The sequence below is a fragment of the Devosia equisanguinis genome, from assembly GCF_900631955.1.
In the GTDB taxonomy this organism is placed as follows: Bacteria; Pseudomonadota; Alphaproteobacteria; order Rhizobiales; family Devosiaceae; genus Devosia; species Devosia equisanguinis.
Genome location: NZ_UZWD01000079.1, coordinates 1 through 753 on the forward strand (window position 1 = coordinate 1; position 753 = coordinate 753).

Sequence of the window (753 nt, forward strand, 5' to 3'; positions counted from 1 at the left end):
GCCCGCCCGACCCCCGCTCGCCCCCCACCCACAGATCGTCACCCTCGGGCTCGACCCGAGGGCTCTTAACTTGCCAGCGGTGCCGGCGAACCGACCTCTCGCGGGCCACCCCCGAGCCGGACCCGCGTTCCTCAAGCCCCATCCTGCAACCCCGCAAAATCCTCCGGCCGGCGATACTTCACCGTCTGGATATGCTCGCAATACAGCACCAGTTCGCCCTCGCCCTTGAACACTTCATAGGACGCACGACACAGCCCGAGCTCCTTGTATTTCGGGCGTTTTTCGAGATTGGTGCGGATGGTGTAGATGGTGTCGCCGATAAAGGTCGGCTTGATGAAGCGCAGCTTGTCATAGCCATAGGAAAAGGCGTTGACGCAATTGGTGGCCACCAGGCCCAGCCCCGCCGAAAACACGAACGCCCCCGCCACCAGCCTCCTGCCGAACTGGCCCTCGCTGGTGGCGAAGATTTCGTCCGCCACATAGGGGTGCATGTCGGTCACCAGCGCATTGAACGCCATGCTCTCGCCTTCGGAGATGGTCCGGCGCAACGAGCGAATGCGGTGGCCCACCGCCCAGTCCTCATAGAACCAGTTCTCGCTGTTCCACACCGGAATCTCGGCATGCGCCGCCGGCATGGTCTTGGGATGCGTCGAAGAAACCCCAACCGTGCTCATCTCGCGCTCACTTTCCATTCTCTCGCCTCCCTCCCCCTTGAGGGGAGGGATTGAGGGTGGGGGTCCATCAGTGGATCAC

1 protein-coding gene is annotated in these 753 nt (G+C 62.9%); it reads right to left on the minus strand.

From position 1 onward, the window contains the following. Positions 1-131: 131 nt before the first annotated feature. Positions 132-692: a MaoC family dehydratase gene (locus DEVEQU_RS19790; protein ID WP_223214300.1), complete on the minus strand. Its 561-nt coding sequence runs from the start codon at positions 690-692 to the stop codon at positions 132-134. Positions 693-753 lie beyond the last annotated feature (61 nt).

Coding starts and splice junctions, on each gene's coding strand:
- DEVEQU_RS19790 (WP_223214300.1), bottom strand. CDS start 692: ATGGAAAGTGAGCGCGAGATGAGCACGGTTGGGGTTTCTTCGACGCAT.